The following is a 20626-nucleotide window of genomic DNA, read 5'->3' as shown; positions in this document are numbered from 1 at the left end:
GTCGGCCGCTGTCAGGCCTCGATGCTGTCCTTCTCGGCGCCTTCGGCCTTCTCCTGCTCGGCCTCGGCCTGCGCCTGCTTCTTGGAGGCGATCAGGCTGGTGATCGTGGTGACGATCAGGACGGCGCAGATCACGCCGAGCGAGACCGGGATGGAGATCTCGGGCACGTGGACACCGGACTCGTGCAGCGCGTGCAGCACAAGCTTCACGCCGATGAAGCCGAGGATGACCGACAGGCCGTAGGACAGGTGGACCAGCTTCTTCAGCAGGCCGCCGATCAGGAAGTACAGCTGCCTGAGGCCCATCAGCGCGAACGCGTTGGCCGTGAACACGATGTACGGGTCCTGGGTCAGGCCGAAGATCGCCGGGATCGAGTCCAGGGCAAAGAGCACGTCCGTGGTGCCGATGGCGAGCATGACGACCAGCATCGGCGTCATGACGCGCTTACCGTTCTGCTCGATCCACAGCTTGGTGCCGTGGTACCTGTCGGCCACGCCGAAGCGCTTCTCGGCGGCCTTGAGCAGCTTGTTCTCCTCGTACTCCTCTTCCGGCTCGTCGGCCTTGGCCTCCTGGATCAGCTTCCAGGCGGTGTAGATCAGGAACGCGCCGAAGATGTAGAAGACCCAGGAGAAGCTGGCGATGATCGCCGCGCCCGCGGCGATGAATATCGCGCGGAGCACCAGGGCTATCAGCACACCGACGAGCAGCACCCTCTGCTGGTACTTCGAGGGCACCGAGAACTTCGCCATGATCAGGACGAAGACGAAGAGGTTGTCGACGCTCAGGGACTTCTCGGTGATGAAGCCCGCGAAGAACTCTCCGGCCGGCTGGCCGCCGGCGAAGACGAGCAGCCCGAGTCCGAAGAGGGCAGCCAGGACGATCCAGACGACCGTCCAGATTCCGGCTTCCTTGATGGACACGTCATGGGGCTTGCGGCCGATGAAGAAGTCGACCGCGATGAGGGCGGCAAGGCCCACAACAGTCAGGACCCATAGGGTCGTGGAAACATCCACTGCGCCTCCGGCAGTACGTAACGGCAAATGTCAGCGTCGTCGCTACCGGAGGTCTCTTCCACCCGGTCCTCCAGGGCGTTCCACAACGCCTGGTGCCGCCGGGCCGACGCCCCGGGATCTGTCCTGATCCGTATTGACGGGTACGCCGCAGCAAGTAGGGAGTACTCCCCTCCGCTCAAAAGAGCATACCCATTCACCAAGAAAAGGTAAAGGGTAAGGCAAAGGAAGTATCAAAACCACTGGTCAGGCGGCTTTACGAGGACTTGGGGAAGGGTACGGCGGTCACCGGTTCCAGGAGCGGCGGGCCTCCGCGACCTGGGTCAGCACCTGCTGGAGGACCCGGCTGCCGGGCGGGACACGCGAGGGCTCGTACGTCCACGCGTGCCCGACCCAGGGGTCGGCCAGGTGGTCGTCGGGGGTGGGCGTGAGTCGCATCAGCGAACGCCACAGCGGGTCGAGCAACGGCCCGTAGGCGGCGGCGTCCTGCCGGTCGGCGACCATCATCAGGTGGACGCCGACGGCCGGGCCCTCGTCCGCGAGGTAGCGCAGCTGGGTCACGGCACGGTCGTCGAACCCGTGCGGGAAGTCATTGACGATCAGCAACTGCTCGGCCGTGTCGAAGCCCGGGGGCAAGGAGTCGGCCGCACCACCGCGCACCGCCATGTGGACGAGGTCGACCCGCTGGGTGAGCCGTCCCAGGACGTCCGCGACTCCTGCGGCTCCGGCGGCGGGCGGTCCGGCGAGGACACCGGCCTGGACGAGCGGCGCGAGCGCGGAGGCCCCGGCTCCGGCCGGGTCGATGACGTGCACCCCGAAGTCGCCCGGCGGGTAGACCGCGAGCAGCCGCGCGGCGAGCGCCACCGCCGTGTCCAGCGCGAGGCCGCGCAGTTCGTCGGAGTCGGCGAGCGAGTCGTGGGAGCCGGAGGGACCGCTGTCGATCCACAGGCCGCGCTCCAGCGGCAGCCGGACCAGCATCGGGATGCGGACGTCCTCGCTCTCGGGCAGATGCAGGTCGCCCAGGCGCAGGGCCATCGGTATCTCCATCGGCACCCGGTAGCCGTGCCACACCGGGTTGTCCCAGCTCGCGAACGCCGCGGGCAGCGCGGGTTCGACGACGTCGACCTCGGCCCGGAGCTGGGCGAGATCCCGGTCGAGGGCGACCCTGGCCTGGTCGACGAGTTCGGCGTGCTTGGCGCGGGCGGCCTCGCGCGCGGCGTCGCCCTGCCCGCCTATGCGGCTGCGCGGGTCGGAAAGGACCTTGTCCAGCTCCTGTTCCATACGCGACTCGGCGAAGTCGACGGCACTGCGGTACGCGGCCGTGGTGCGGGCCAGGTCCTCGAACATGCCCCACACCTGGTTGTAGAGCCGCTCGTCCATGGACCAGCCGGTCGCGTCCCCCGCGACGGGCTGGCTGGGCTGCCCGGGCTGGGCGGGAGGCGCGGTCGGCGGGGGCGGTGGCGGCGCTGTCGTCTGTCGCCCGGGGTGCGTGTAGTCGACGGGGCCGCCGGCCGTGGGCGGGGCGGGCGGTGTGCCGGTGGGCGGGTCCGCCGGTGCCGGGCCGCCGTGCTGGGCGGAGGCGTGGTCGGGCCGTGAGGCGTCCCGCGCCCCGGAATCCCCGTACGGGGACGTGCCGTACGGCGATGTGGTCTGAGGGCCCTGCGTCGGCGAGGTGTTACCAGAGACGCCCTGGGGTGTGGTGCCGTGGGTCTGGTCCGGGCCCGGCGTCGGGGATGCGGTCTGCCGGGGTCGGCCCGCGTCCGGCAGGCGGGGCGGAGGTGCGGCCACCGAGCGGGCGAGGCCCTGGGCCACCGCCTCATGGATGCTGCCCGCCAACTGCCGGGCCTCGGGCAGGCCTTGGTCGGTGAGCAGCTCCGCGAGACCGCCCGCGTACCCCTGGCCGACCGCGCGGACCTTCCAGACGCCCTGCCTGCGGTACAACACCAGGGCGACGACGGCCGACTCGGCGTCCAGACCGGTGATCGTGTAACTGGCGACCTCGGTGCCGTCGAGGCCGGTGACCGCGACGAAGGGGGCGGCGACGGCACCGAAGCGCACCGGGCCGCCGGTCCCGGGCGGCAGCGCGAGCAGCACGATCACCCGGTGCACGGACGGCGACAGGGCCTCCAGGTCCACGGCGAGGCGGTGGTCGGCGGCCGCCTGCTTGGAGACCTCGAGGCCCGGCAGGGTGGGCGCGCCCGGATGAGCCACCCACTCCACTCCGCGCACCCGGCCCTGCTCGTCGCCGAGGGTGGCCCCGGCCACGACCGGCGTACCGGCCGAGACGCGGATCTCCAGTCGGACCTCGGGCAGCGGATGGTTCTGCCCCCGGACCAGCTCGGCCGTCATCGACTTCGTCCCCCTGTGTCGCTCGGTGCGTGGTGCCTCGGCTGCCTACAGGACCGGCAGGATCGCGGGCATCAGGTCCTGGAAGGTTCGGCCGTTGGCCGGTGTGCCGATGGCGGTCATGGTCCAGTTCGCGCCGGAGCGGTGGACCTTCGCCATGATCTGGGCCGTGTAGTTGCCGCCGCCCGCGAGGGTGTAGCGGGCGAGCTCCTGGCCGTTCGTCTCGTCGACCAGGCGGCAGAACGCGTTCTGCACTTCCTGGAAGGTCTGGCCCGTGAAGGAGTTCACGGTGAAGATGATCTGGTCGATGTGGACCGGGACGCGCGCTAGGTCGACGAGGATCGCCTCGTCGTCGCCGCCCTGACCGACACCGCCGACCAGGTTGTCGCCGGTGTGGCGGACCGAGCCGTCGTCGCTCACCAGGTGACGGAAGAAGACGACGTCGACCGGCTGCTTGTCGGCGAACAGGACGGCTGAGGCGTCGAGGTCGATCTCCCGGGTGCGGGACCCGAACAGGCCGCGCCTGGGGGCAGCCTGCCAGCCGAGACCCATACGCACCGCGGTCAGAGTGCCTCCGTCGTTCTTCTGCAGACTGATGGCCTGACCCTTGGTCATGTTGACGGTCACGCGCTGATTCCCCTCTCGAGCGGTCCCCTGTTGCCGCGGAGTCCACGGATGTGCAGCACCTTACGCAGCGGCACTGACAATGCCGCAGCCTGTGTCGCACTTTGTGTCGGTCTTGCAACACAGCGCGCCCGCGCCGGGGGCCAGGTCCCCTCTGGTCCCCTCCCCCGGGCGCCCTCGGCGGCCGTCAGGCGAGGCCCGCCTCCTTCATCTGCCGCAGTTCCTTCTTCATCTCGGAGACCTCGTCGCGCAGCCGGGCGGCGATCTCGAACTGCAGGTCGGCGGCGGCCGCGCGCATCCGCTCGGTCATCTCCTCGATCTGCTCGGCCAGGTCGGCCGCGGGCCGGTCGGTCGGGACGGTCTCCTTGGCCTTGCCCTTGGCGGACTTGGCCGCCTTGCTCCCGAGGGAGGGAACGGGGGCCTTGGCGCCCTTGCCGTCCTTGCCCTTGCGGTAGCCCGTGCCGAGCAACTGCTCGGTGTCGACGTCCTCGCGGGCGATCTGCGCGACGATGTCGTTGATCTTCTTGCGGAGCGGCTGCGGGTCGATGCCGTTGGCCTTGTTGTACGCGACCTGCTTCTCCCGGCGGCGGTTGGTCTCGTCGATGGCCTTCGCCATCGCCGGGGTGATCTTGTCTGCGTACATGTGGACCTGACCGGAGACATTGCGCGCCGCCCGGCCGATGGTCTGGATCAGTGAGGTCCCGGAGCGCAGGAAACCCTCCTTGTCGGCGTCCAGAATCGCCACCAGGGACACCTCGGGGAGGTCGAGGCCCTCCCTGAGGAGGTTGATGCCGACCAGGACGTCGTAGTCGCCGGCGCGCAGCTCGCGCAGCAACTCGACGCGGCGCAGGGTGTCGACGTCGCTGTGGAGGTAGCGGACCTGGATGCCCAGTTCCAGGAAGTAGTCGGTGAGGTCCTCGGCCATCTTCTTGGTGAGTGTGGTGACCAGGACGCGCTCGTCCTTCTCGGTGCGCTTGCGGATCTCGTGCACCAGGTCGTCGATCTGACCCTCGGTGGGCTTGACGACGACCTCGGGGTCGACCAGGCCGGTGGGGCGGATGATCTGTTCGACATGACCGTCGGAGCGGGACAGCTCGTACTGCCCCGGGGTGGCCGAGAGGTAGACCGTCTGGCCGATGCGCTCCTGGAACTCCTCCCACTTCAGCGGCCGGTTGTCCAGGGCGGACGGCAGTCGGAAGCCGTGGTCGACGAGGGTGCGCTTGCGGGAGGCGTCGCCCTCGTACATGGCCCCGATCTGGGGGACGGTGACATGGGACTCGTCGATGACGAGGAGGAAGTCGTCCGGGAAGTAGTCGAGGAGGGTGTTCGGCGGGGAGCCGGGCTCGCGGCCGTCGAAGTGCATCGAGTAGTTCTCCACGCCGGAGCAGGAGCCGATCTGGCGGAGCATCTCGATGTCGTACGTAGTACGCATCCGCAGGCGCTGGGCCTCCAGGAGCTTGCCCTGCTTCTCCAGCTCCGCCAGGCGCTCCCCGAGCTCCTTCTCGATGTCGTTGACGGCCCGCTCCATGCGCTCGGGGCCGGCGACGTAGTGGGAGGCCGGGAAGACGTACAGCTGCTGGTCGTCGCTGATGATCTCGCCGGTGAGCGGGTGGAGCGTGGACAGGGCCTCGATCTCGTCGCCGAACATCTCGATGCGGACGGCGAGTTCCTCGTAGACCGGGAAGATCTCGATGGTGTCGCCGCGCACCCGGAAGGTGCCTCGGCTGAACGCCAGGTCGTTGCGCGTGTACTGGATGTCCACGAAGCGGCGCAGCAGCTCGTCCCGGTCGGTCTCCTCGCCGACCCTGAGGGGGACCATGCGGTCCACGTACTCCTGTGGCGTACCGAGGCCGTAGATGCAGGAGACGGAGGCGACCACGATGACGTCGCGGCGGGTGAGCAGCGAGTTGGTCGCGGAGTGGCGCAGGCGCTCGACCTCCTCGTTGATCGAGGAGTCCTTCTCGATGTAGGTGTCCGACTGCGGGACGTAGGCCTCTGGCTGGTAGTAGTCGTAGTACGAGACGAAGTATTCGACCGCGTTGTTCGGAAGGAGCTCGCGGAACTCGTTGGCCAGCTGGGCGGCCAGCGTCTTGTTCGGCGCCATCACCAGGGTGGGGCGCTGGAGCTTCTCGATCATCCACGCGGTGGTGGCGGATTTGCCGGTGCCGGTCGCGCCGAGCAGGACGACGTCCTTCTCACCTGCTCCGATGCGCTGGGCGAGCTCGGCGATGGCCGTGGGCTGGTCGCCGCTCGGCTGGTAGGGGCTGACGACCTCGAAGGGCGCCACCGTGCGTTCGATCTGGGAAACGGGCCGCATGGAATCCACCGTACGACCCCGCACTGACAACGGGCTCCGGTCAGCGGTTCTGCGGGGTGCGGAAGCGACGTTCGCCGTGCTCGTGACCGGCCCGGGACTCCGGGTGCCGGCAGTCGTGCGCGGCGGCCTGGGCGGGGATGCCGGGCCGGCGCTCGACGGGGTTCCCGTGGAACCTGCCCATGATCATGAACGGGTCGAACATCACCACGACGCCCGCGAGGAGCAGGAAGATCAGGGGGCCGATCATCAGCGGGGCGAGCAGCTCGGCGGACGAGGAGTCCCCGGCCGGGGCGGCGCTCGCGGCACTGTGCAGGTGGACTTTGAGGGCGGCCATGCCCGTGTAGTGCATGCCGCTGACCGCGACTCCCATGACGAGGCTCGCGCCCACGCTCCACAGGAATCCGCGGACCTGTGCGGCGGCCCACAGCGCGGCGATCGCGGCCACCACGGCGATGACGACCGACGCGGCCACGGTGACCGTGTTGTACTCCAGCTTGCCGTTGAGGCGCATTCCGGCCATGCCGAGGTAATGCATGGAGGCGATGCCCAAGCCGGTGATCGTGCCGCCCGTGAAGAGCGCGGCCCCGGTCGCCCCCTTGGAGCCGACCATGAAGATCCCGATGCCGACCATGACGATCGCCACGGCGAGACTCGCGAAGGTGGTGAGCGCGTCGTAGTGGATCGGGGTCTCGACGACCTTGAACCCCATCATCGCGACGAAGTGCATCGTCCAGATGCCGGACCCGATGGCGGCCGAGCCCAGCGCGAGCCAGCCGAGGCGCCAGCGGCCGTCGACCAACATCGATCTCGTCGTACAGCGCAGGCCGAGCGCACCGCCGAGGCAGGCCATGAGATAGGCCACCACCGGTGTGACGAGTCCGTAGCTGAAGCCGTCGACCGTGCCCTGCATTCGCGGCTGCCTTTCCCGCCCTGTCGCGTCCCTGGATGTACTGCCATGCCCCCGCCCCCGGGACCGCCACAACGGTCAGGGTTGTCGCAGAGAGTATGACCCCCACCGGAATGGTCGAACGCTTTTCCGGCAAAGAAACACGCCCTTGCCTCACTTGTGCGGTGCCCGTGAGCGGACTTGGGCAACTCCATTCAATTCGTGGCCATCCTGCACCCTCCTTCCGTTGACCCTCTGCTGTCACGCTTGAGCTGACCGTGATCGATCGACGCGAGGAGTACGCATGCACGTGCGCGCAGTTGCCGCTTCGACCACCGCGTTCATGGGGGCCGCAGTTCTCCTGCTCCCCACTTCCGCCGCCCATGCGGCCCCTGACGCCGACAATCCGCTGGTCGTCGCGCACCGCGGAGCATCCGCCTACGCGCCCGAGAACACTTTGGCCGCCGTCGACAAGGCCGACGACATGGGCTTCGCCTGGGTCGAGAACGACGTCCAGCGCACCAAGGACGGCAGGCTCGTCGTCCTTCACGACGCCACGCTGGCCCGGACCACCAATGTCGAGGAGCTCTACCCCGGGCGCGCGCCCTGGAACGTGCGGGACTTCACAGCCGCGGAGATCGCCCGGCTGGACGCGGGCAGCTGGTTCGGCAGCCGCTACGCGGGCGCGCGCGTGCCGACACTTGAGCAGTACATGAGGCGTGTGTCACGCAACCACCAGAAGCTCGTCCTGGAGATCAAGAACCCCCAGCTCTACCCGGGCATCGAGCGGCAGACCCTGAAGGTGCTCAGCAACGAGGGCTGGCTCACCCCGTGGCACCTCAGGAAACGGCTGGTGATCCAGAGTTTCAGCGCGGACACGGTACGGAAGGTGCACGAGCTGCGCCCCGCTGTGAAGACCGGCTTCCTCGGCACCCCGGCCATCGCCGACCTGCCCGAGTATGCGACCTTCGCCGACCAGATCAACTCCTCCTACACGACCATCTCCCAGGCGTACGTCTCCACGATCCACGCGTTCGAGGGGCCGCACGGAAAGCCCTTGGAGATCCTCACCTGGACCGTGAACGACGCGGCCAACGCCCGCCGGGTGGCGGGTTACGGAGTGGACGGCATCATCACGAACAAGCCGGACGTGATCAAGGAGGCCACTCAGGGCTGAGGAGGCTGCTCAGGGCCGAGTGGACTATTCAGGGCTGACGCGGTCTTCTTCCGTGGCGTGCGTTCCGGGGCGGGGCGCACGCCACAGGCGTTGTCAGTGGCGGGTCGTACGGTGGTCGCATGAACAGCCATGGGCAGTACGAGCAGCGGGTCGTGTGGGCCGTCGTCGGTACGGACATCGGTCCGTTGCTGCTGGCCGCGACGGACGACGGCCTGGTGAACGTCGTGTTCCACGCCACGGACGCGGTGCGCGACAAGGCGCTCGACCGGCTCGCGTCCCGCCTCGGCACCGCGCCCGTCGAGGCGCCCGACTCCCCTCTGCTGGCCGAGGCGATACGTCAGGTCGAGGCGTACTTCGCGGGCGAGCGGCACGACTTCGAGCTGCCGCTGGACTGGTCGCTGATCTCGGGGTTCAACCGTCAGGTGCTTGGCGAGTTGTCGTCCGGTGTCCCGTACGGCTCGGTCGTGGGCTACGGCGATCTGGCCCGGCGGGTGGGGCAGCCGGGCGCCGCCCAGGCGGTGGGCATGGCCATGGGGTCGAATCCGCTGCCGGTGGTGGTGCCGTGCCATCGGGTCGTCGAGAGCGACGGTGGCATCGGAGGGTTCGGCGGCGGTCTGGAGGCCAAGCGGAAGCTGCTGGCACTGGAAGGGGTGCTTCCGGAGCCGTTGTTCTGAGGCCGGCAGGAAACCGCTCGCGCGGGCGGTGCCCTCTGCGTTCATACGAGACGTGCGTGTTGTCCGTCATACACGGCTGGTGTCCCGCACCACAGCTCGCAAGGGTTTGGCCGGGCGTGCCGTCCGCCAGAGATGAGGGAGAACGACAGACAGGAGGCAAGCGCGTGCTGGTGGTGTCCGAAGAGGTGCGGGAAGCGGTTGACGCGTGTCGACCCGTGGTGGCGCTGGAGTCCACGATCATCGCGCACGGGCTGCCCCGCCCGCGCAATCTGCGGGTGGCGCTGGAGCTGGAGGACGTCGTACGGCAGGAGGGCGCCGTACCGGCGACGATCGCCGTGCTCGACGGGCGGCCGCACATCGGCCTCGACAAGGGGCAGTTGGAGCGGGTCGCCAACGAGGACGGCATCCGCAAGCTCGGGCACCGGGACCTGCCGCTCGCGGTGGCCTCCGGGGTGTGCGGCGCGACCACGGTGTCGGCGACCGCCCTGCTTGCGGCCCTGGCGGGCGTCCGGGTGTTCGCGACGGGCGGGCTCGGGGGTGTGCACCGGGAATGGACGGTGACCCAGGACGAGTCCGCCGACCTGGGGCTGCTGGCGCGCGCCCGGATCACGGTGGTGTGCGCGGGTGTGAAGTCGATCCTGGATGTGCCGGCGACCTTGCAGCGCCTGGAGACGCTGGGTGTCGCCGTCGCCGGTTACGGCACGGACCGTTTCCCCGGCTTCTATCTGTCCGACTCGGGTCATCCGGTGGAGTGGACGCTCGGGTCGCCGGGCGAGGTCGCGAAGGTCATGCGCGCGCAGGACGCGCTCGGTGGCCCGGAGTCGGCGCTGATCGTCGCCAACCCCGTACCCGCGGAGGAGCAGCTCGATCCCGAGCTTCACGCGCGCGTGCTCGCCGAGGCGCTGGAGGCGTGCGAGGCCGAGGGCGTGACCGGGCAGGCGGTCACACCGTTCCTGCTGAGCTATCTGGTGCGGCACACCGACGGCGCCTCCCTGAAGGCCAATCTGGCGGCGGTACGAGGGAACGTACGGCTCGCTTCGCGGATCGCGGCGGCCTGGGCCGGGGCGTGAGGTGGCGCGGCGGGGCGTGAACGGGCCCGGGGGCGGTGTGATCGGGCCCGGCGGAGAGGTGAGCGGGGCTCTGCTCGTCGTGGGTGACGTCGTCACGGATGTCGTCGCCCGGCATCGCGGACCGCTCGCGCCGGGCACGGACACGGCCTCCGCGATCCGGACGCTGCCGGGCGGGGCGGGCGCCAACGTGGCATGTTGGGCGGCTCATTGGGGCTGTGCGGACGTACGGCTGCTCGGGCGGGTGGGCACGGACGCGGTCGCCTGGCACGAGCGGGAGCTGCGGGCTTCGGGGGTACGGCCCCACCTGGTCGTCGATCCGGAGGCGGCGACGGGGACGGTGATCTGTCTGGTGGACACGGGCGACGCGGCCGAGCGTACGTTCCTCACGGACAGCGGCGCCTCGCTGCGGCTGGACCCGGGCGACTGGTCGCCGTCCCTGCTCGACGGGGTCGCACGGCTGCATCTGTCGGGCTATCTGTTCTTCTCCGAGCCGAGCCGGGCGCTGGTCGCGGCGGCGCTGGAGTCGGCACGCGCGCGTGGCGTGCCGGTGAGCGTGGATCCGGCTTCGTCGGGGTTCCTCACGAGGCTGGGCGTGGACCGTTTCCTCGAACTCGTCGAGGGCGTCGATGTGTTGCTGCCCAGCCGGGACGAGGCGTGTCTGCTGACCGGGCTGCCCGATCCGGCCGACGCCGCGGCCAAGTTGAGCCGCCACGTTCCCCTTGTCGTCGCCAAGCAGGGGGCCGACGGCGCCCTGGTCGCCCGTGGCGGCAGCGTGCTGTCGAGGATTCCGGCGATTCCCGCCGTGCCCCGCGACACGACCGGCGCGGGCGACGCCTTCACCGGGGCGTTCCTGGCCGGCCTGCTCGCGGGCGCGGAGGCCGAGGACGCTGCGGTCGAGGGGTGCCGGGCGGGGGCGCTGGCGGTGGAGAAGGTGGGCGGAAGGCCGCCGGGGGTCGGCTGAGACTCGGTGTGTCCCCTACGCCTTCCGTCCCCACGCCGAGATCAGTGGTGGGGCGGCGACGTCCATCGTGCCGGAGGCCACGTCGGCGAGGTGACGGTCGATCTCCTCGTCCGTGGCGAGGTTCGCCGCGACCAGGGCGGCGCGGAGCTGCTGGATCGTCGTCAACTCCAGGGCGGCACAGTCGGGTGAGGCGACGGGGAAGTACGCGTCGGCCCCCACCCCTCGCAGGCCCGCCGCCCGTAGCAGACGTGGGAGTCTGCGGCCGTGCGCCGGGTCGACACCGCGTTCGGCGAGCAGCGTACGGACGACTTGGCGGAGCCGGTTGGCCAGTTGGTGCTCGGGGCCGGTTTCCTCCGGGCAGGCCAGGGGCTGGAGGGCGGGATCGGCGTCCTCGATCAGGATCCGTCCGCCCGGACGCAGGGCATGGATCATCGACAGCAACGCCCGCTCGCGGTCCGGTGCCTGACCGAGGGCCAGCCGGGCGTGGACAAAGTCGAAGCCCTCATCCGGCGGCTGGTCGATGCCGACATGGTGGACGCGGACCTCGACCGGTGGGCGGGTGACCGAGGGGACGGCCCACGAGAGATCGGTGTCGGTCGCCATGACCTTCCCGGTCGGTCCGACCTTCTTGGCCAGCCAGGAGACCACGGAGGAGCAGCCCGCTCCGACCTCCCAGCAGCGCCAGCCGGACCCGAGTCCGAAGCCCTCCATGTGCCGGAACGTCGTGGGATCGAAGAGCGTGGCGAAGGCCTCGGAGCGCTGCCCCGTCTCGGCTTGCCCCATCTCGGCTTGCCCCGTCTCGGCTTGTCCTGTCCCGGTCTGCTGCTGGTCGAAGAGATATCCATCGGTGCGCGTCATGCCACGATCATCCCACTTGACCGACTTATCACTTATAACGACGCTCCCGCAGTCCGCGAGGTCCGCTCCGGTGGGGGCCAACAGCACTGGACCTGCAAGAAAACGAAGCGGAGCGTTCCGTTCCCACAGCCTTACCCGCCGCTCATGCGGTCCTGGCAAACTGACGCGAGAAGGCACGAAGTGCGGTGCGAGGAGATCCACGCAAGGAGATCCAGATGTCCATGGCAGGGAATCTGCGGAAGGTCACCGGCCTCGACAAGGTCGGCGGCCTCCGCAAGGTGGCACGGCTGGCCCGGCGTCGCGCCCGCGTCGACCTCAGCCATCCGGCCCGGTCCCCGCTGGGCACCGCGGTGGTGAACTGCGTGACGTACCAGAAGGGGGTACGGATCCCCGGCGGCCGCGATGTCATCGAGGCGGTCCGGCAGGTTCGCAGGACCGACCACGGCTTCGTCTGGCTCGGGTTGCACGAGCCGACGGAGCGGGAGTTCGCCGGCATCGCCGAGCTCTTCGACCTGCACCCGCTGGCGGTCGAGGACGCGGTCGAGGCCCACCAGCGCCCGAAGCTGGAGCGGTACGGCGACACGCTGTTCGCGGTGTTCAAGACAGTCTGCTACGTCGAGCACACGGAGCTGACCGCGACCAGCGAAGTGGTGAACACCGGCGAGATCATGGTCTTCGTCGGCCCCTACTTCGTGATCACGGTACGGCACGGGCGGCACGGCTCACTCGGCCCGCTGCGCGAGGAGTTGGAGTCGAACCCGGAGCAGCTCGCCAAGGGCCCGGCCGCGGTGCTGCACGCGATCGCGGACCACGTGGTGGACGACTATCTGACCGTCACGGACCAGGTGCAGGCGGACATCGACCAGGTCGAGACGGATGTGTTCGCCGCGAACGGCGCACGCGTCGACCCCGGGCGCATCTACCAGCTCAAGCGTGAACTGCTCGAACTGAAGCGGGCGGTGGCCCCGCTCGCCCGCCCGCTCCTCGAGCTCACCTCACGGCCGATCCGGGTGGTCGATCCGGAGATACAGGCCTACTTCCGGGACGTCTCCGACCACTTGCTGCGGGCCACCGAGCAGATAGCCGCGTTCGACGAACTGCTGAACTCGATCCTGCAGGCGCACCTCGCGCAGGTCAGCGTCGCGCAGAACGAGGACATGCGGAAGATCACGGCATGGGCGGCGCTCATCGCCGTACCGACCATGGTGTGCGGGGTCTACGGCATGAACTTCGAGCACATGCCCGAGCTGCACTGGAAGCTCGGCTATCCGCTGGTCCTGGGGGTCATAGCCACCGCCTGCGCCACCCTGTACCGGGGCTTCAAGCGCAACGGCTGGCTCTGACCCCAGGGCCGGCAGAATCGGTCGGGATCGGTCGGGATCGGTCGGGGCAGCGGCGGGGTCAGGGCGTCGCGGTCTTCGCGTAGACGCTCTCGGCCCAGTCGGCGATCTGGTCCTCCGGCAGGTTCCGGGCCAGGTCGGCCTCGCTGATCATGCCGACGAGGCGCTTGTTCTCGATCACCGGAAGCCGACGGATCTGGTGCCCCTTCATCTCCTGGAGCACCTCGCTGATGTCGGCGTTGGCGTCAATCCAGCGCGGTGTCCCCTTGGCCAGGTCGCCGGCCGTGACTTTGGACGGGTCGCGGCCCAGGGCGACGCAGCCGACGACGATGTCGCGGTCGGTGAGGATGCCGCAGAGCCGTTCGTTCCGGTCGCTGATGGGGAGCGCCCCGACGTTCAGCTGGCGCATCAGCTGGGCGGCGCGGTCCAGGGTCTCGTGGGCGGGAATCCACTGGGCACCGCGGTGCATGATGTCTCCTGCGGTGGTCATGTAGTACCTCCCGATGCCGGACGGCCGGCGCGGCGCAGGACGCACCGCTAAGTCCCGGCGCCCTACATTCTTGCCGCGCCCGGAAGGAACCGCACCCGGAGCAGGCGGGGGAAGACTGTCCCGACCCAAGGGGGCGCGGCCCAGGAGGCGTTTGCGGGCCCTCGCCGTCAGCCGCTCCAGGCCGGGTGCCGGGGGTCGTCGGCGCGTACCAGGACGTCGGCTGTGGTGGCCGGGGCGGTGTCGGTCTCGTAGCGCTCGTAGGCGGGGAGGGTCCAGTGCTCGTTCTCGGGGGTGCGGCGGCGCAGGGCGTTCGGGGAGAGGAGGACATGGACGGTCAGGTCGAAGGGGAACCAGTTCTTGAGGAGGAGGGGGCCGTGCATCAACAGGATGGCACCGGGCTGAAGTTGGACGTAGGGGCTGCGGGTGGCGCGGTCGGTGGTGGGGTCCCAGAGGTCGGGCAGGACTCGGCCGGTGCCGCCGGGTTCGAGCGGGCCGAAGACCTCGCGCCAGAGGGCGGGGGTGTCGAACCAGCCGTCGTAGTACGCCTCCACGTCCTCGTGACCGTACTCGAAGCGGAGCGACGCCGGCCGGAGGAAGCCCTCGGTGCCCACGACCAGAGAGGAGCGGCCGCGTATGCGCAGTGCCTCCGACACGCGTGCGGCGAGGTCGCCGGGGTGGGCAGCCGGGGCGCCGTCGAAGGCGATGCGCGGCCAGGGGCCGCCGTCGGCCGGCTTCAGGTCGAGGAGGCGGTCGGCGAGGAGATCGCCGAGCCGTTCCCAGGTGATCGCTTCGAATCGCACACGGCCCATGATGCCGCGCGCGGCGAAACGGGCCCGAGCCGGTCGGGAGACCGACGCGAAAGCCACGTGACCACGCGGCCACCAGGGGGAATGAACCGCGTATGGCCGCGCTCGCTACTCCCCCGCCCCGTACCGGACTTGTCGTCGTGCAGGCACTCAGGAAGAAGCACTGCGCCGAGTGCCGGGGCGGGCCGGTGGGGCTGCTCATGCTGGCGGAGGGGGCGCCGCGCTGTCTCGACTGCGCGGACCTCGGGCATCTGGTGTTCCTGCCGCGCGGCGACACCGCGCTCACACGCAGAGCCAGGGAGGAGAGCTCGCTGTCGGCCGTGGTCGTGCGGTTCAACCGGCGCAAGAGCCGGTACGAGCGACAGGGCGTCCTGGTCGAGGAGGCGGCCCTCGCCCGGGCCGAGGAGCGCTGCCTGGGGGACGCGGAGGTCCGACGGCGGCGGCGGGCCCGGGACGCGCGGCGGCGGGCCGTGGAGGACGTGCGGTTCACGGACGCGTTCGCGACGGAGATCCGGCGGCTGTTCCCCGCCTGCCCGGCCGAGCGAGCACGGGAGATCGCCGCTCACGCCTCCCTCCGCGGCAGTGGGCGGGTGGGACGGAGCGCGGCGGGGCGCGCCCTGTCGGAGTTCGCGGTGACCTCGGCGGTCATCGCGTCCATACGCCATGTGGACACGCCGTACGACCAGTTCCTCATGAGCGGCTTGGGACGGTACGAGGCACGGCGACGGATCGCGGGGGTGGTGGAGGCGCGGCTGCGGGAGTGGCGGGCGACGGGATGAGTGGGGTTGGTGACGGTGGACGCCGTACAGGATCCTTTGAATCGGGGGAAAGCAGGTGGGAGCGGACATGATCGACGGGCCGTACTTCGTACTGACGGTGTTGGGCTTGCTCGGGACCGCGATGGTGGCGGGGGTGTTCTGCGCGTTCTCGACGTTCGTGATGAAGGGGCTGGCCTCGCTGCCGCCCGCGCAGGGCGTCGCCGCGATGCAGGCGATCAATGTCAGCGCCCTGACTCCGGCCTTCATGCTCGTGTTCGTCGGTACGGCGGTGCTGTGCGCCGTGCTCGCCGTCGTCACGTTCGTGCTGTGGCCGGACGAGGGCACGGTGGAGTTGCTGCTCGGCAGCGTGCTGTATCTGTTCGGCTGCTTCGGGGTCACGATGGTGGCGAACGTGCCGCGCAACGACGCGCTCGCCAGGCTGGACGCGGGCACGCCGGAGGCCGCCGCGTACTGGAGGACGTATGTGAGCGAGTGGACGACGTGGAACCACATACGGATGGTCGCGGCGGCCGCGGCGGCGCTGTCGTATCTGCTGGCACTCGCCTGAGGCGGGCGCGGTGGGCGCGTCGTATCGTGGCGGGAGGAGAGTGCCGCCCGAGGGGGTACGGCCTCACGTCTCATGTCGATTCCGACCCGATCCGAGTCCGCCGGTGTACGGCCACGCCGTACGCGCACGCAATACGTGAGGGAGACGGCAATGGCCGATCCCAAGGGTTTCCTGACCACGCGACGCGAGGAATGGCCCCGACGTCCCGTGGAGGAGCGGGTGCGGGACTGGGACGAGGTGTACGTTCCCGGAGCGCTGTTGCCGATCATCAGCAAGCAGGCCGATCGTTGCATGGACTGCGGGATCCCGTTCTGCCACGAGGCGTGTCCGCTCGGGAATCTGATCCCCGAGTGGAACGACCTCGTGTCGCGGGAGGACTGGCGAGCGGCGAGCGATCGGTTGCACGCCACGAACAACTTCCCCGAGTTCACAGGGCGGTTGTGTCCCGCGCCCTGCGAGGCCGGGTGCGTCCTGGCGATCAATCAGCCCGCGGTGACCATCAAGAACGTCGAGGTGGCCATCGCGGACCGGGCCTGGGAGGACGGTTTCACTCCGCCGCGGCCGCCGGATCGGTTGACCGGGAAGACGGTCGCCGTGATCGGCTCCGGGCCCACGGGGCTCGCGGCGGCACAGCAGCTGACCCGGGCCGGGCACACGGTCGCGGTGTACGAGCGGGCGGACCGGATCGGGGGGTTGCTGCGGTACGGGATACCCGCGTTCAAGATGGAGAAGCGGCATCTGGAGCGGCGGTTGGAGCAGATGCGGGCGGAGGGCACGAAGTTCCGTACGTCGACCGCCATAGGGAAGGACATCGGAGCGGCTGAGCTGCGGTCCCGGTACGACGCCGTGGTGATCGCGACGGGGGCGACGGCCTGGCGGGAACTGGACGTGCCGGGGCGGAAGTTGGACGGCATCCACCAGGCGATGGAGTATCTGCCGCTGGCCGACCGGGTGTGCGAGGGGGATCTGGAGGTCTCGCCGCTGTCGGCCGCCGGGAAGCATGTCGTGATCGTCGGGGGTGGTGACACGGGGGCGGACTGTCTGGGGACGGCGGTACGGGAAGGGGCCGCGTCCGTGACGCAGTTGGACATCTATCCGCTGCCGATGGCGGAGCGCGACGAGGACGTCGATCCCTGGCCGACGTATCCGAAGGTGTACCGGCTGTCGGCGGCGCACGAGGAGGCGCGCGACCTGGAGACGGCGCCGGCGGCGGACGCGGACGTGCGGTTGTTCGCGGCGTCCACGCTCCGCTTCACAGGGGACGCCGACGGCCATGTGCGGGGGTTGCACCTGGTCGAGGTCGACGAGCGACGGCAGCCCCGGCCCGGCACCGGGCGGACGCTCCCCGTCGACCTCGTCCTGCTCGCCCTCGGCTTCACGGGGCCGGACCGCCACGACGGGCTCATCGACCAGCTGGGGCTGGCCCTCGATCCGCGCGGGACGATCACCCGGGGGCCGGACTTCGCGACCAACGTCCTCGGCGTGTACGCGGCCGGGGACGCCGCCCGCGGGCAGTCCCTCATCGTCTGGGCGATCGCCGAGGGACGGGCGGTGGCCGCCGCGGTCGACCGCGAACTGACCGGCGCGGAGCGCCTACCGGCGCCGATCGGCCCGTACGACCGGCCGATGACGGCGTAGGGCCGCTCAGCGGTCGTCGGAGCCTGCGCGCTTGCCCGTGGACAGGGCGATGCGGTTCCAGGTGTTGATCGTGAGGATCAGGGCGAGGACGTGGGCGAGTTCGGTGTCGTCGAAGTGGGTGGCGGCCTCGGCGTAGACGGCGTCCGGGACGCTGTTGTCGGCTACGAGGGTGACGGCCTCGGTGAGGGCGAGGGCCGCTTGTTCGCGTGGGGTGAAGAAGTGCCGGGCCTCGCGCCACACCGGGATCATGTGGAGGCGGTCCTCGCTCTCGCCGGCCTTGCGGGCGTCGTTGGTGTGCATGTGGAGGCAGTAGGCGCAGTGGTTGAGGTGGGAGGCGCGGATCTGGATCAGTTCGACCAGTGCCGGATCGAGACCCTCACGGGCGGCCGCGTCGAAGCCGATGAGGGCACGGAAGACCTTCGGCGCGGACTTAGCGAAGTCGAGCCGTCGGGTCATTTCGTTCGTCGTGTTCGCCATGCTGGCCGTCGCGTTCGTCGTCGTGTTCGTCGTCATGACCATGAATCTATGGGGCGGAAAGACCTGCCGTAGGGTGCATTTCTATGGTGGATTCGTGGGTCAATTCGGCGGAGCGGATCGGTGCCGATCTGCATCTTGAGTTGTCCGGTACCGGCGGGCGCCGCGCCGCGCTCATCCGGGCGCTGCGGGACGCGTTGCGCGGCGGTCGGCTGGCTCCCGGTACGCGGCTGCCGCCGTATCGCTCGCTGGCCGCGGACCTCGGCGTGGCCCGGAACACGGTCGCCGACGCGTACGCGGAGCTGGTCGCGGAGGGGTGGCTGACCGCGCGGCAGGGGTCGGGCACCAGGGTCGCCGAGCGGGCGGAACCATTGGGCGGCTCGGCGCGCGTACCCCGAAAAGGGCCTCCGCGCTCGCGTGGGCCGCGGCACGATCTGCGGCAGGGCACTCCGGACTCGTCGTCGTTCCCGCGTGCGGCGTGGGCGACGTCGTATCGCAGGGCCTTGGCGCAGGCGCCCAACGATGCCTTCGGGCCGGGCGATCCGGCGGGCTGGGGCGAACTCCGTGAGGCGCTCGCCGAGTATCTGGCACGCGCGCGTGGAGTGCGCACCAAGCCTTCGCGGATCGTGATCTGCTCCGGCTTCGCGCACGCCCTGCGCCTGCTCTTCCACGGCCGGGTGCTGCGGGGGCCGCTGGCCGTGGAGTCGTACGGCCTGGGGTTCCACCGTGAACTGCTGGCCGCCGCGTCCGTACGGACCGTTCCGCTGCCGTTGGACGAGGACGGCGCGCGCGTGGACGGTCTGGGGCGCGAGAACGCCGTGCTGCTCACTCCCGCGCACCAGTTCCCCACCGGCGGTCCGTTGCATCCCTCGCGGCGGGCCGCTGTCGTCGACTGGGCACGCGCGCGTGGCGGAGTGATTCTGGAAGACGACTACGACGGGGAGTTCCGCTACGACCGCAAGCCCGTCGGCGCCGTGCAGGGTCTGGATCCCGAGCGGGTCGTGCACATCGGGTCGGTCAGCAAGAGCCTGTCGCCGGCGCTACGGCTGGGGTGGATGGTCCTTCCGGAGCGGTACGTCGACGCCGTACTGGAGGCGAAGGGTGAACGGGAGGGCTGGGTGAGCGTCCTGGATCAGCTGGCGCTCGCGGACTTCCTCGTCTCGGGGTCGTACGACCGCCATGTGCGGCGGATGCGGCAGCGGTACCGGGCGCGGCGCGACCGGCTGGTCTCCGCGCTCGCCACGCACGCGCCGCACATCGAGGTCACCGGGATCGCGGCCGGGCTGCACGCGGTGCTGCGGCTGCCGCCCGGAACCGAGCGGTCCGCGGTGAAGGCGGCGGCATGGCAGGGCATCGCGCTCGACGGGCTGGCCACGTTCCGGCACCCGGAGGCGACGGACACCGAGGCGCCGGACGGGCTCGTCGTCGGGTACGCGACGCCCCCGGAGCACGCGTACGGCGCGGCCGTGGAGGCACTGTGCGGGGTGCTGCCGCCGAAGGCCGCGGAGGCCGCCGAAGGGACGGCTCGGCCATGACCATGGCCATGGCGGGGAGGCGGAGGGGGATGGGGATGGGGATTGGGTATGGGGACATAAAACCCAGTCGACAGAAAATCAACCTGAGTGGGATCATTGGCCCAAGAGGTGCGTCACCGCCGCCATCCAGGCGGACCGACAACTTGGCGGTGATCTGCCCCCATCCTTCGTTCCGTCGTCAGGCGTAGGGCCATTCCCGGCGCGTTCCCCCCTGTTGGCGGCCGGTCCTGGAGGGTGCGCGATGACGACGCTCGACGAACGTCACGGAGAACACGGACGTCACAGAGAGCACGGAGAAGATGCCCCCGACGGGGAACCGCTCCGGGGCGGCGGCAAACTCGGCTCTCACATCGTCTCCCTGACCCGGCCGACGGCCTCGCTCCTCCCGCTGACCGGCTCCAAGGCCGCCCATCTCGCGCAGGCGGCTCGCGCGGGGCTGCCGGTACTGCCCGGCTTCGTGATCCCGCACACCCCAAGCCCACGCGCTCGCAAAGCCCACGCGGCTCGCCGGACCCGTACGAGAGCGACCCGTACGAGAGCGTCGACGAGCCCTCCGTGCTGCGCGCCTGGGACGAGCTGTCGTGCCACGGCACGCGCCCCCTCGTCGTACGGTCCTCCTCGCCGCACGAGGACACGCAGGAGTCCTCGCTGGCGGGTCGGTTCGAGTCCGTGCTCGATGTGCGGGGGTGGGAGGAGTTCCGGGCGGCGGTAGGCACCGTGGTCGGCTCGGCGCGGCAGCCCGACGGGTTCACCGCGCCCATGGCGGTGCTCGTCCAGCCGATGCTCAGGGCCCGGGTCGGCGGGGTGCTGTTCGGCGCGGACCCCGTGGCGGGCCGGACCGATCGGCTGCTGGTCAGCGCGGTGCGGGGCGGGCCCGACACACTGGTCGGCGGCGAACAGCCGGGGACGAGCTACTGGCTGAGCAGGTGGGGGCGATTGCTGCGGACGGAGGCGACGGAGAGGGAGACAGAGTCGGAGTCGGAGACGGAATCGGCCGACGTTGAGCCGTCCCCTCCGAGCTGCGTCGTCTCGCCCGTCTCGCGCGGCGCGCCGCGCGGGTTTTCGGCGGGCCCCAGGACATCGAGTTCGGCTTC

The 20626-nt window shown here is 70.2% G+C and carries 18 protein-coding genes and 2 pseudogenes; 11 read left to right on the top strand and 9 right to left on the bottom strand.

The window, feature by feature from the left end:
* Window positions 1–11 precede the first annotated feature (11 nt).
* The 5 genes from F3T56_RS01425 to F3T56_RS01405 form a co-directional block, all read right to left on the bottom strand.
* Window positions 12–1013, bottom strand: coding sequence for a TerC family protein (locus F3T56_RS01425; protein ID WP_149822781.1), 1002 nt, complete (start codon window positions 1011–1013; stop codon window positions 12–14).
* 282 nt (window positions 1014–1295) lie between these two features.
* A complete protein-coding gene (locus F3T56_RS01420) occupies window positions 1296–3359 on the bottom strand; it encodes a TerD family protein (RefSeq protein WP_149822780.1) in 2064 nt (687 codons plus the stop codon).
* Window positions 3360–3404: 45 nt separating this feature from the next.
* Entirely contained in the window at window positions 3405–3983 is a 579-nt protein-coding gene (locus tag F3T56_RS01415; protein ID WP_149822779.1) for a TerD family protein, read from the bottom strand.
* Window positions 3984–4167: 184 nt separating this feature from the next.
* Complete coding sequence (gene uvrB, locus F3T56_RS01410) at window positions 4168–6297, bottom strand: excinuclease ABC subunit UvrB (RefSeq protein ID WP_149822778.1); 2130 nt, start codon at window positions 6295–6297, stop codon at window positions 4168–4170.
* Between the two features lie 40 nt (window positions 6298–6337).
* A complete protein-coding gene (locus F3T56_RS01405) occupies window positions 6338–7207 on the bottom strand; it encodes an MHYT domain-containing protein (protein ID WP_149822777.1) in 870 nt (289 codons plus the stop codon).
* A gap of 280 nt (window positions 7208–7487) precedes the next feature.
* On the opposite strand from F3T56_RS01405, the gene F3T56_RS01400 reads away from it, so the two are divergent.
* From F3T56_RS01400 to F3T56_RS01385, 4 genes are all read left to right on the top strand, one after another.
* The gene (locus tag F3T56_RS01400; protein ID WP_149822776.1) at window positions 7488–8360 is read left to right on the top strand and encodes a glycerophosphodiester phosphodiesterase family protein; all 873 of its coding nucleotides are present in this window, start codon (window positions 7488–7490) and stop codon (window positions 8358–8360) included.
* 119 nt (window positions 8361–8479) lie between these two features.
* Window positions 8480–9034 carry a methylated-DNA--[protein]-cysteine S-methyltransferase gene (locus tag F3T56_RS01395; protein WP_149822775.1) on the top strand — a complete coding sequence of 185 codons (555 nt, stop codon included), beginning with the start codon at window positions 8480–8482 and terminating at the stop codon, window positions 9032–9034.
* A 164-nt stretch (window positions 9035–9198) separates the two neighbouring features.
* On the top strand, window positions 9199–10104 hold the full coding sequence (locus F3T56_RS01390) for a pseudouridine-5'-phosphate glycosidase (RefSeq protein ID WP_149822774.1): 906 nt from the start codon (window positions 9199–9201) through the stop codon (window positions 10102–10104).
* A 58-nt stretch (window positions 10105–10162) separates the two neighbouring features.
* Window positions 10163–11065, top strand: a complete 903-nt coding sequence (locus F3T56_RS01385) for a PfkB family carbohydrate kinase (protein ID WP_149822885.1) — start codon at window positions 10163–10165, stop codon at window positions 11063–11065.
* Window positions 11066–11080: 15 nt separating this feature from the next.
* Here F3T56_RS01385 and F3T56_RS01380 read toward each other — a convergent pair whose 3' ends face one another.
* Window positions 11081–11923 carry a methyltransferase domain-containing protein gene (locus tag F3T56_RS01380; RefSeq protein WP_149822773.1) on the bottom strand — a complete coding sequence of 281 codons (843 nt, stop codon included), beginning with the start codon at window positions 11921–11923 and terminating at the stop codon, window positions 11081–11083.
* A 215-nt stretch (window positions 11924–12138) separates the two neighbouring features.
* On the opposite strand from F3T56_RS01380, the gene F3T56_RS01375 reads away from it, so the two are divergent.
* Window positions 12139–13266 carry a magnesium and cobalt transport protein CorA gene (locus F3T56_RS01375; protein WP_149822772.1) on the top strand — a complete coding sequence of 376 codons (1128 nt, stop codon included), beginning with the start codon at window positions 12139–12141 and terminating at the stop codon, window positions 13264–13266.
* Between the two features lie 58 nt (window positions 13267–13324).
* On the opposite strand, the gene F3T56_RS01370 is transcribed toward F3T56_RS01375, so the two are convergent.
* Together F3T56_RS01370 and F3T56_RS01365 are read right to left on the bottom strand one after the other, a co-directional pair.
* Complete coding sequence (locus F3T56_RS01370) at window positions 13325–13753, bottom strand: CBS domain-containing protein (protein WP_149822771.1); 429 nt, start codon at window positions 13751–13753, stop codon at window positions 13325–13327.
* Window positions 13754–13920: 167 nt separating this feature from the next.
* The gene (locus F3T56_RS01365) at window positions 13921–14562 is read right to left on the bottom strand and encodes a nucleoside/nucleotide kinase family protein (RefSeq protein ID WP_172638763.1); all 642 of its coding nucleotides are present in this window, start codon (window positions 14560–14562) and stop codon (window positions 13921–13923) included.
* 92 nt (window positions 14563–14654) lie between these two features.
* Here F3T56_RS01365 and F3T56_RS01360 point away from each other — a divergent pair, with 92 nt between their 5' ends.
* The 3 genes from F3T56_RS01360 to F3T56_RS01350 all read left to right on the top strand — a co-directional run bounded on the left by F3T56_RS01360 (window position 14655) and on the right by F3T56_RS01350 (window position 17523).
* Window positions 14655–15338, top strand: a complete 684-nt coding sequence (locus tag F3T56_RS01360; protein WP_149822769.1) for a DUF2293 domain-containing protein — start codon at window positions 14655–14657, stop codon at window positions 15336–15338.
* A 67-nt stretch (window positions 15339–15405) separates the two neighbouring features.
* Entirely contained in the window at window positions 15406–15885 is a 480-nt protein-coding gene (locus tag F3T56_RS01355; RefSeq protein ID WP_149822768.1) for an anthrone oxygenase family protein, read from the top strand.
* 150 nt (window positions 15886–16035) lie between these two features.
* Entirely contained in the window at window positions 16036–17523 is a 1488-nt protein-coding gene (locus tag F3T56_RS01350) for a glutamate synthase subunit beta (RefSeq protein ID WP_149822767.1), read from the top strand.
* 6 nt (window positions 17524–17529) lie between these two features.
* Here F3T56_RS01350 and F3T56_RS01345 read toward each other — a convergent pair whose 3' ends face one another.
* Window positions 17530–18036: a carboxymuconolactone decarboxylase family protein gene (locus tag F3T56_RS01345; RefSeq protein WP_149822766.1), complete on the bottom strand. Its 507-nt coding sequence runs from the start codon at window positions 18034–18036 to the stop codon at window positions 17530–17532.
* Window positions 18037–18083: 47 nt separating this feature from the next.
* Here F3T56_RS01345 and pdxR point away from each other — a divergent pair, with 47 nt between their 5' ends.
* The 3 genes and pseudogenes from pdxR to F3T56_RS49210 form a co-directional block, all read left to right on the top strand.
* On the top strand, window positions 18084–19532 hold the full coding sequence (gene pdxR / locus F3T56_RS01340; RefSeq protein WP_149822765.1) for a MocR-like pyridoxine biosynthesis transcription factor PdxR: 1449 nt from the start codon (window positions 18084–18086) through the stop codon (window positions 19530–19532).
* A 234-nt stretch (window positions 19533–19766) separates the two neighbouring features.
* Window positions 19767–20450 (top strand): annotated as a pseudogene (locus F3T56_RS49620) (PEP/pyruvate-binding domain-containing protein); the annotation flags it as partial.
* 101 nt (window positions 20451–20551) lie between these two features.
* Window positions 20552–20623, top strand: a pseudogene (locus tag F3T56_RS49210) (hypothetical protein); the annotation flags it as partial.
* Window positions 20624–20626 lie beyond the last annotated feature (3 nt).

It is taken from the genome of Streptomyces tailanensis, from assembly GCF_008386495.1.
GTDB classification, from domain to species: domain Bacteria; phylum Actinomycetota; class Actinomycetes; order Streptomycetales; family Streptomycetaceae; genus Streptomyces; species Streptomyces tailanensis.
Note: the sequence above shows the minus strand (reverse complement) of the source record. Positions and strands in the feature narration are given on the sequence as shown.

What these genes read in the sequence shown, in the direction of transcription:
- F3T56_RS01350 (WP_149822767.1), top strand. Translation starts at nt 16,036, where the DNA reads ATGGCCGATCCCAAGGGTTTCCTGACCACGCGACGCGAGGAATGGCCC.
- F3T56_RS01345 (WP_149822766.1), bottom strand. Translation starts at nt 18,036, where the DNA reads ATGACGACGAACACGACGACGAACGCGACGGCCAGCATGGCGAACACG.
- F3T56_RS01355 (WP_149822768.1), top strand. Translation starts at nt 15,406, where the DNA reads ATGATCGACGGGCCGTACTTCGTACTGACGGTGTTGGGCTTGCTCGGG.
- F3T56_RS01365 (WP_172638763.1), bottom strand. Translation starts at nt 14,562, where the DNA reads ATGGGCCGTGTGCGATTCGAAGCGATCACCTGGGAACGGCTCGGCGAT.
- F3T56_RS01380 (WP_149822773.1), bottom strand. Translation starts at nt 11,923, where the DNA reads ATGACGCGCACCGATGGATATCTCTTCGACCAGCAGCAGACCGGGACA.
- F3T56_RS01400 (WP_149822776.1), top strand. Translation starts at nt 7,488, where the DNA reads ATGCACGTGCGCGCAGTTGCCGCTTCGACCACCGCGTTCATGGGGGCC.
- uvrB (WP_149822778.1), bottom strand. Translation starts at nt 6,297, where the DNA reads ATGCGGCCCGTTTCCCAGATCGAACGCACGGTGGCGCCCTTCGAGGTC.
- F3T56_RS01395 (WP_149822775.1), top strand. Translation starts at nt 8,480, where the DNA reads ATGAACAGCCATGGGCAGTACGAGCAGCGGGTCGTGTGGGCCGTCGTC.
- F3T56_RS01370 (WP_149822771.1), bottom strand. Translation starts at nt 13,753, where the DNA reads ATGACCACCGCAGGAGACATCATGCACCGCGGTGCCCAGTGGATTCCC.
- pdxR (WP_149822765.1), top strand. Translation starts at nt 18,084, where the DNA reads ATGGTGGATTCGTGGGTCAATTCGGCGGAGCGGATCGGTGCCGATCTG.
- F3T56_RS01360 (WP_149822769.1), top strand. Translation starts at nt 14,655, where the DNA reads ATGGCCGCGCTCGCTACTCCCCCGCCCCGTACCGGACTTGTCGTCGTG.
- F3T56_RS01420 (WP_149822780.1), bottom strand. Translation starts at nt 3,359, where the DNA reads ATGACGGCCGAGCTGGTCCGGGGGCAGAACCATCCGCTGCCCGAGGTC.
- F3T56_RS01405 (WP_149822777.1), bottom strand. Translation starts at nt 7,207, where the DNA reads ATGCAGGGCACGGTCGACGGCTTCAGCTACGGACTCGTCACACCGGTG.
- F3T56_RS01375 (WP_149822772.1), top strand. Translation starts at nt 12,139, where the DNA reads ATGTCCATGGCAGGGAATCTGCGGAAGGTCACCGGCCTCGACAAGGTC.